8 protein-coding genes are annotated in these 7,834 nt (G+C 72.5%); all 8 read left to right on the forward strand.

The annotated features are described in order from the left end of the window. The first annotated feature begins 37 nt into the window (after nt 1-37). Entirely contained in the window at nt 38-1,147 is a 1,110-nt protein-coding gene (locus IFT73_RS18310) for a Zn-dependent alcohol dehydrogenase (RefSeq protein WP_192168869.1), read from the forward strand. 33 nt (nt 1,148-1,180) lie between these two features. Beyond that, nucleotides 1,181-2,662, forward strand: coding sequence for an aldehyde dehydrogenase family protein (locus IFT73_RS18315; protein WP_056603727.1), 1,482 nt, complete (start codon nt 1,181-1,183; stop codon nt 2,660-2,662). Then, nucleotides 2,655-3,371, forward strand: coding sequence for a GntR family transcriptional regulator (locus tag IFT73_RS18320; protein ID WP_192168870.1), 717 nt, complete (start codon nt 2,655-2,657; stop codon nt 3,369-3,371). Before IFT73_RS18315 ends, IFT73_RS18320 begins: the two co-directional genes overlap by 8 nt. Then, nucleotides 3,364-4,440 (forward strand): alkene reductase, encoded by a 1,077-nt coding sequence (locus tag IFT73_RS18325; protein ID WP_192168871.1) that lies wholly within the window; start codon nt 3,364-3,366, stop codon nt 4,438-4,440. Before IFT73_RS18320 ends, IFT73_RS18325 begins: the two co-directional genes overlap by 8 nt. 17 nt (nt 4,441-4,457) lie before the next feature. After that, nucleotides 4,458-5,192 carry an SDR family NAD(P)-dependent oxidoreductase gene (locus tag IFT73_RS18330; RefSeq protein WP_192168872.1) on the forward strand — a complete coding sequence of 245 codons (735 nt, stop codon included), beginning with the start codon at nt 4,458-4,460 and terminating at the stop codon, nt 5,190-5,192. Then, nucleotides 5,189-5,956, forward strand: coding sequence for an SDR family NAD(P)-dependent oxidoreductase (locus IFT73_RS18335; protein ID WP_056603716.1), 768 nt, complete (start codon nt 5,189-5,191; stop codon nt 5,954-5,956). The genes IFT73_RS18330 and IFT73_RS18335 overlap by 4 nt, the downstream gene beginning before the upstream one ends. Before the next feature lie 79 nt (nt 5,957-6,035). Continuing rightward, entirely contained in the window at nt 6,036-7,451 is a 1,416-nt protein-coding gene (locus tag IFT73_RS18340) for an FAD-dependent oxidoreductase (protein WP_192168873.1), read from the forward strand. Further along, nucleotides 7,448-7,834, forward strand: a 387-nt coding sequence (locus IFT73_RS19165; protein ID WP_192168874.1) for an MmgE/PrpD family protein, incomplete at its 3' end; no start/stop codon positions are given. The genes IFT73_RS18340 and IFT73_RS19165, both read left to right, overlap by 4 nt.

Here is a 7,834-nt window from a genome sequence, read left to right on the forward strand (position 1 = left end):
CGCCCCCTCCCCGAACCCCCTTCGAAAGGTCACCATCATGAAGACGAACGCAGCTGTCATCCACGCCGTCGGCGAGGAGTGGAAGGTCCAGGAGCTCGACCTCAATGAGCCCGGCGACAACGAGGTCCGCATCAAGGTCATGGCCAGCGGCCTGTGCCACTCCGACGACCACTTCGTCACCGGCGACCTGGCCGTCGACCTGCCGATGGTCGGCGGGCACGAGGGCGCCGGCATCGTCGAGGCCGTCGGCTCCAAGGTCACCAAGGTCCAGGTCGGCGACCACGTCGCGACCCTGTTCATCCCCGCCTGCGGCCAGTGCGAGTACTGCGCCCGCGGCATGCAGTACATCTGCAACAACGGCGCCGGCATGGAGACCGGCATGGGCATGGACGGCAACCCGCACTTCCACGACGCCGAGGGCCGGGCCGTCGGCGGCGTCACCCGCCTCGGCACCTTCTCCAACTACCTGGTGTGCCACGAGATGCAGACCGTGAAGCTGCCCGAGGACATCCCGTTCGAGCTGGCCTGCCTGGCCTCGTGCGGTGTCGCGACGGGCTTCGGTGCGGCCGTCAACGGCGGCGTCAAGCCCGGCGACGTCGTGCTCGTGCTCGGCCTCGGCGGTGTCGGCGCCAATGCGGTCCAGGGCGCCAAGCACGCCGGTGCCGACCACGTCATCGTGATCGAGCCGGTCGAGGCCAAGCACGACCAGGCCAAGGTCTTCGGTGCCACCGAGGCGTACGCGTCGATCCCCGACGCGCAGTCGCGGATCGACCACCTGACCAACGGCCAGGGCGTCGACGTCGCGATCATCACGGTCGGCCGCGTCGACGGCGACATCATCGGCGACGCGTTCCGCGCGGTCGGCAAGGCCGGCACCTGCGTCCTGGTGTCGGTCGGCCAGGCCGCCGAGGGCATCTCGATCAGCCCGCAGGACTTCACCAACTTCGCCAAGCACTTCCAGGGCGTCATGTACGGCAACTGCAACCCCACGGCCGACATCCCGAAGCTGCTGAAGATGTACAAGGACGGCACCCTCAAGCTCGACGAACTCGTGACGCGCCGCTACTCGCTCGACCAGATCAACGAGGCCGTCGCCGACATGCACGCGGGTCGCAACATCCGCGGCGTCGTCGTCCACGAGCACTGAGTCCGAGCCCACCCTCCCAGAAGGAGATCACCCATGACTGTCACAGAGACCCCCGTCGACGCCCACGCGCCGATCGAGCACACCCAGCTGCTGATCGGCGGCGAGTTCGTCGACGCGCTCGACGGCAAGGTGTTCGACACCGTCAACCCGTCCACCGGCGAGGTCATCACGCAGGTGTCGGAGGGCAGCGCGGCCGACGTCGACCGTGCCGTCGCCGCCGCCCGCGAGGCGTTCGAGCGCGGCCCGTGGTCGCGCATGAAGCCCAACGAGCGCGCCGCGTGCCTGTGGCGCCTCGGTGACCTGCTCCTCGAGGACGCCGCCGAGATCGGCCGCATCGAGACCCTCGACCAGGGCAAGCCGTACTCGTTCGCGACCGGTGGAGACGTGCCCTCCGCGGCAGGCCTGTTCCACTACATGTCGGGCTTCGCCACCAAGCTCGAGGGCTCGACCATCCCGATCTCGGCCCCCGGCAACTTCCACACGTACACGCGTCGCGAGGCGCTCGGCGTGGTCGGCCTGATCGTGCCGTGGAACTTCCCGCTGACGATCAGCGCGTGGAAGCTGGCCCCGGCGCTCGCGGCGGGCAACACCGTCGTGCTGAAGCCGGCCGAGGCGACGCCGCTGTCGGCGCTGCGTCTGGGCCGACTGGCCCTCGAGGCGGGCTTCCCGCCCGGCGTCTTCAACGTCGTCAACGGCTACGGCTCGACGGTGGGCCAGCGCCTGGCCGAGCACCCCGACGTCGACAAGGTCTCGTTCACGGGATCGACCGCGACGGGTCGCCGGATCCTCGACGCCGCGAAGGGCAACCTCAAGCGCGTCACGCTCGAGCTCGGCGGCAAGAGCGCCAACATCATCTTCCCGGACGCCGACATCGAGGCCGCGATCGCCGGCTCGTCGGCCGGCATCTTCTTCAACGCCGGACAGGCGTGCGCGGCTGCGTCGCGCCTGTACGTCCACGACGACGTCTACGACGAGGTCATCGCGGGCATGGCCGAGAAGGCCCGCCAGATCAAGGTCGGCGACGGCTTCGACCCGACCAGCGAGATCGGGCCCGTCGCCAGCCGCGAGCACTTCGAGCGCGTCAGCGGCTACCTCGACGTCGGCAGGGGCGAGGGCGAGGTCGTCACGGGCGGCGCGCGCATCGGCGACCGCGGCTACTTCATCGAGCCGACGATCTTCGCCGGCGCGACGCAGGACTCGCGCATCGTCAAGGAGGAGATCTTCGGTCCCGTCGTCGTGGCCAGCCGGTTCAGCGACACCGACCAGGTCGTCGCGATGGCCAACGACACCCGCTACGGCCTCGCGTCGGGCGTGTGGACGCAGAACGTCGCGACGGCGCACCAGATGGCGGCCCGCATCCAGGCCGGCACCGTGTGGGTCAACTCGTACGGCGTCTTCGACCCGTCGATGCCGTTCGGCGGGATGAAGGAGTCGGGCTGGGGTCGCGAGATGGGTCACGACGTCATGCACGACTACACCGACGTCAAGACGGTGTGCGTCAACATCGATGGCTGACACCTTCCGGCTGGACGGCGTCCTGCCGATCGACCGCAGCAACCTGACCCTGGCCGACAAGGTCGAGGCGCGGGTGCGGCAGCAGATCGTGCAGGGCGAACGTCCGACCGGCTCGCGGCTGAACGAGGTCGAGATCGCCGCTGATCTCGGCGTCAGCCGCGGCCCGGTGCGCGAGGCGCTCCAGCGTCTCGCGCACCTGGGCCTGGTCACCCTCGAGTCGCACCGGGGCGCCTTCGTGCGCCGCCTCGACCTCGACGAGGTGCACGAGCTGTTCGAGGTGCGCATCGCGCTGGAGTGCGAGGCGGCCGAGCTGGCCGCCGTGCGCATCGGCGACGACGGGCTGCGCGAGCTCGACCGGCTGCAGCAGGCCACCGTTTCGGAGGTCATCCAGGGGCAGCAGCCCAGCGTCTTCGACACCCTCGACGTGCACGACCTGATCGTGCGCCACGCCGGGAACGTCCGTCTCGCGCAGGCCGTCGCGCAGGTCAACGGCGAGCTGCGCCTCGCCCGGTCGCGGTCGGGTGCCACGGGGCACCGCGCCCAGGAGGCCGTCGGCGAGCACCGCGACCTCATCCGCTCCCTGACGTCCCGCGACGGCGAGGGAGCCCGCACGTCCATGAAGTCCCACCTGCAGGCGTCCCTGCAGAACACCCTGCAGATGCTGAGGGCCGCGGAGCAGGCGCCCTCCGAAGGAGCCCACCGTGCCTGACACGATCTTCACGCCCTGGAAGCTCGGCCGCGTCGAGCTGGCCAACCGCGTCGTCATGGCCCCCATGACCCGCAACCGGGCGGACGTGGCCGGGGTGCTCCCCGACAGCGCCGTCGACTACTACCGCCAGCGCGCGGGTGCCGGTCTGATCGTCAGCGAGGCGACCCAGCCGAGCGCCGCGGGGCAGGGATACCCCGGCACCCCGGGTCTGCACACCGACGAGCAGCAGGCCCAGTGGGCGCGCGTCGCCGACGCGGTGCACGAGGCGGGAGGGCGCCTGTTCGTCCAGCTGATGCACACCGGTCGCATCGGCCACCCCAGCCTGCTGCCCGAGGGGTGCGAGGTGCTGGCGCCGAGCGCCGTGCGCGCCGACCTCGAGGTCACGACGGCCGACGGCGAGACCGTGCCGTGCCCCGAGCCGCGGGCCATGACGACCGACGAGATCGCCACGATCGTCGCCGACTACGCCGCGGCCGCCGCTCGTGCCGTCGCCGCGGGCGCCGACGGCATCGAGATCCACGCCGCGAACGGCTACCTGCCCCACCAGTTCCTGTCGCCGGGCACCAACGAGCGCACCGACGAGTACGGCGGGACGCCCGAGGGCCGTGCGCGGTTCCTGGTCGAGGTCGCCCGGGCCTGCGCCGACGCCATCGGCGCCGACCGCGTGGGCCTGCGCATCTCGCCCGGCGGTCAGTTCAACGACATGCGCGACCGCGACAACGAGGACACCTACCTGACCCTGGTCGACGAGCTCGCCGCAGACGGCTTCGCCTACCTGCACACGCTGCGCGGGCGCACCTCGACCCTGCACGAGGAGCTGCGTCGACGCTGGCCGTCCACGTACGTCGTCAACACGGGCTACATGGGCTCCAGCGAGCTCGACGAGGTCGCCCCGATCGTCGAGGACGGTGTCGCCGACCTCGTCAGCGTCGGGCGGCTGTTCATCTCCAACCCCGATCTGGTCGAGCGGTGGCGCCTCGGCCTCGAGCGCTCGGCCTGGGACGAGGACACGTTCTACACCGGCGGGGACGCCGGCTACACCGACTACCCCAGCGCGTCCGCGCGCTGACGAAAGGAAGGCACGTCATGGTCGATCTCTCAGGCAAGGTGGCCGTCGTCACCGGAGGCGCGTCCGGCATCGGGGCGGCGACGGTCGAGGTGCTGCGCGGAGCGGGCGCGACCGTCGTCGCGTGGGACCTCAACGAGGCCCCCGGCGTCGTCGGGACCGACATCACCGACTCCGCCTCGGTGCAGCGCGCCGCCGACGCCGCGGTGGCCGAGCACGGGCAGGTCGACATCCTGGTCAACTGCGCCGGCATCATCACCGCCAACCTGCCGGCGCAGGACGTCGACCCCGACGACTTCCGCCGCACGTACGACGTCAACGTCGTCGGCACGTTCAACACCAGCAAGGCGCTCCACGCGACGCTCAAGGCGTCCGGCGCGGGCGCGATCGTCAACGTCGCCTCGCAGGCGGCGCTCGTGAGCCTGCCCGACCAGTCGGCGTACTCGGCGTCGAAGGGTGCCGTCGCGGCCCTGACCCGCTCGCTGGCGATCGACTGGGCCCCCGACAACATCCGCGTCAACGCGGTCTGCCCCGGCTTCACCCTCACCCCGATGGCCAAGCAGCAGATGACGCCCGAGCTCGACGCCGCGGTGTCGGCGCGCGTCCCGCTGGGCCGCATGTTCGAGCCCGAGGAGATCGGTCAGACCATCGCGTACCTGGCGTCGTCCTGGGCGTCGGCCGTCACCGGCGTCGTGATGGCCGTCGACGGCGGATGGACCGCGGGCCAGCCCGCGCTGCCGATGGGCGGCGCATGACCGGCCGGCTCGACGGCCGGCTCGCCTGGGTCTCGGGCGCCAGCTCGGGCATCGGCCGCGGTGCCGCCGAGCGGCTGGCGGCCGACGGCGCCACGGTGCTGCTGCTGGGGCGCGACCAGGACCGCCTCGCCGAGGCGGCCGCTGCGGCCGGCCCCCGCGCCGTCACGGCGGCCTTCGACGTCGCCTCGCAGGACGAGGTCGACGCCCACGTCCCGGGCCTGCTGGCCGAGCACGGCGCGCCCGACGTCGTCGTCCACGCCGCGGGCATCACGGTCGTGGGAGCCCTCGACGCCCTGACGCCGCAGGAGTGGCACCACCAGATGGACGTCAACCTGACGAGCCTGTTCCTGCTCAACCGCCACCTGTGGCCCGCCATGGTGCCGCGGGGCGGCTCGATCGTGACGCTCGGCTCGACGGCGTCGTTCGCCGGGTTCCCGCAGGACGCCGCCTACGTCGCGTCGAAGGGCGCGATCCTGGCGATGACCAAGGCCATGGCGCTCGACGGCGGCCCGCACGGCATCCGCGTCAACGCGGTGTGCCCGGGCTTCATCCTGACACCCAACCTGCAGGGCTACTTCGACGCCCAGGACGACCCCGCGGCCGCCGCGGCAGGTGCCGGGGCGGCGGCACCCCTGGGCCGCATGGGCAGCCCCGCCGACATCGCCGGGGCCATCGCGTTCCTGGCCTCCGACGACGCCTCGTTCGTCACCGGCACCTCGATCCTGGTCGACGGAGGCCTGATGGCCAAGGTCCCGACGGCCTGATCGCCGACCTCGCGGCGGGCACACCCGTCGCGCCTGACATCGTGTGAGCCGGCCTCGCGGCCGGCCGGAAGGAAGCATCATGAGCTCGACACCCACCCAGTCCACGACAGCACCCGACCGCACGGCGGGCGCCGACGAGTTCGACGTCGACGTCGTGGTCGTCGGAGCGGGCGGCGGCGGACTCGCGGCTGCCCTGGCGGCGTCCGACGCCGGCGCATCGGTCGTCGTGCTCGAGAAGCTCGACGCGCCGGGCGGCAACACGGCGCTGTCGACGGGCTCGATCCCGGCGGCCGGCTCGCGGTTCCAGCGCGAGGCGGGCGTCGACGACGACCCCGATCGCATGACCGCCGACCTGATCCGGCAGAGCGGCCCTCACGAGGCCGAGCACCTGACGCGCCGGCTGGCCGAGACGTCGGCGTCGTTGGTCGAGTGGCTCGTCGACGACCACGGGGTCGGCCTGGCGCTCATCACCGACTACAAGCACGTCGGCCACTCGGTCACGCGCCTGCACGCCCCGGTGTCGCGCCGCGGCATCGACCTGTCGAACGACCTGGTCGCGGCGTGCCGTCGCGCCGGCGTCGACGTCGTCACGGGCAACCCCGTCACCGAGCTGCTGGTCGAGGACGGGGTCGTGCGCGGCGTCGTCGTCGAGGGCGAGCGCACCGAGCGGTACGTCATCCGCGCGCGGTCGGTCGTGCTGGCCGCCAACGGCTTCGCGGCCAACCGCGAGCTGGTCCAGCGGTGGGCTCCCGAGCTGGCGGGCCTGGAGTACTTCGGTGCTCACGGCTCGACGGGCGAGGCGATCGAGTGGGGCGTCGACCTGGGCGGACGGCTGCGCAACCAGGCCGCGTTCCAGGGGTACGCCGCGGTCGCGTACCCGCACGGCTCGATCCTGTCGTGGACGACGGTCGAGAAGGGCGGCGTGCTGGTCGACGCCCGCGGGGTGCGGCTCGGCGACGAGATCGTCGGCTACTCGGGCTTCGCCACCGAGGTGCTGGGCGGAACGGCTCCGATCTGCGCCGTCTACGACGCCCGCATCCGCGACATCACGCTGCGCGAGGACGAGTTCGCCGACCTGGTCGAGATGGGTGGTGCCAAGGAGTGCGCGACCGTCGACGACCTCGCGCGGGTCGTCGGGGTGGACGTCGACGCCCTGCGCTCGACCCTCGAGGCGTATGCCGCGGCGGCCCGCGGCGAGTCGGCCGACGAGCACGGCCGCACCGACTTCGGCATGGCTCCCCTCGAGCCGCCCTACGTCGCGTCGCGCGTGTCGCCGGGGCTGTTCCACACCCAGGGCGGACTCGACGTCGACGGCGACGGTCGGGTGCTGCGCGACGACGGTGTCGTCCCCGGGCTGTTCGCGGTCGGCGGCGTGGCGGCCGGTGTCAGCGGCCAGCAGGGCGGACGCGGCTACTCCTCGGGCAACGGCCTGCTGACCGCGGTGGGTCTCGGCCGGCTCGCGGGCACGGCTGCGGCCGCGGCGGATCCCGCGTGACGGCGGTGCCGGCGGGCTGGGACGCCTGGCGGGAACGACTGGTCGAGCGCATCGACGCCGTCGACCCGGCGACCCTGCTGGCCGACGAGCGGCTGCGCAGCAAGGCCGCCCTGGTCGTGATGGACGACCTCGCGGCGATGGTGGTCGGCGCGACGCACCCCGAGGTGGTCGAGCTGGGCCGGGCGTTCACGTCGCCCAGCTCGCCCGGGGAGGCGACCACGGTCCTGGGTGGTCGAGGGCCGCGCGATCGCACGGCAGCCCTCAACGCCGCGGCCTGCGGCTGGGACGAGCTCGACGAGGGCTACCGGCCGGCGACGTGCCACGGCGGCCTCTACACCGTGCCGGCGGCCGCCGCCGAGGCCGAGGCCACCGGGCGCAGCGTC

The organism is Aeromicrobium sp. CFBP 8757 (assembly GCF_014841755.1).
In the GTDB taxonomy this organism is placed as follows: domain Bacteria; phylum Actinomycetota; class Actinomycetes; order Propionibacteriales; family Nocardioidaceae; genus Aeromicrobium.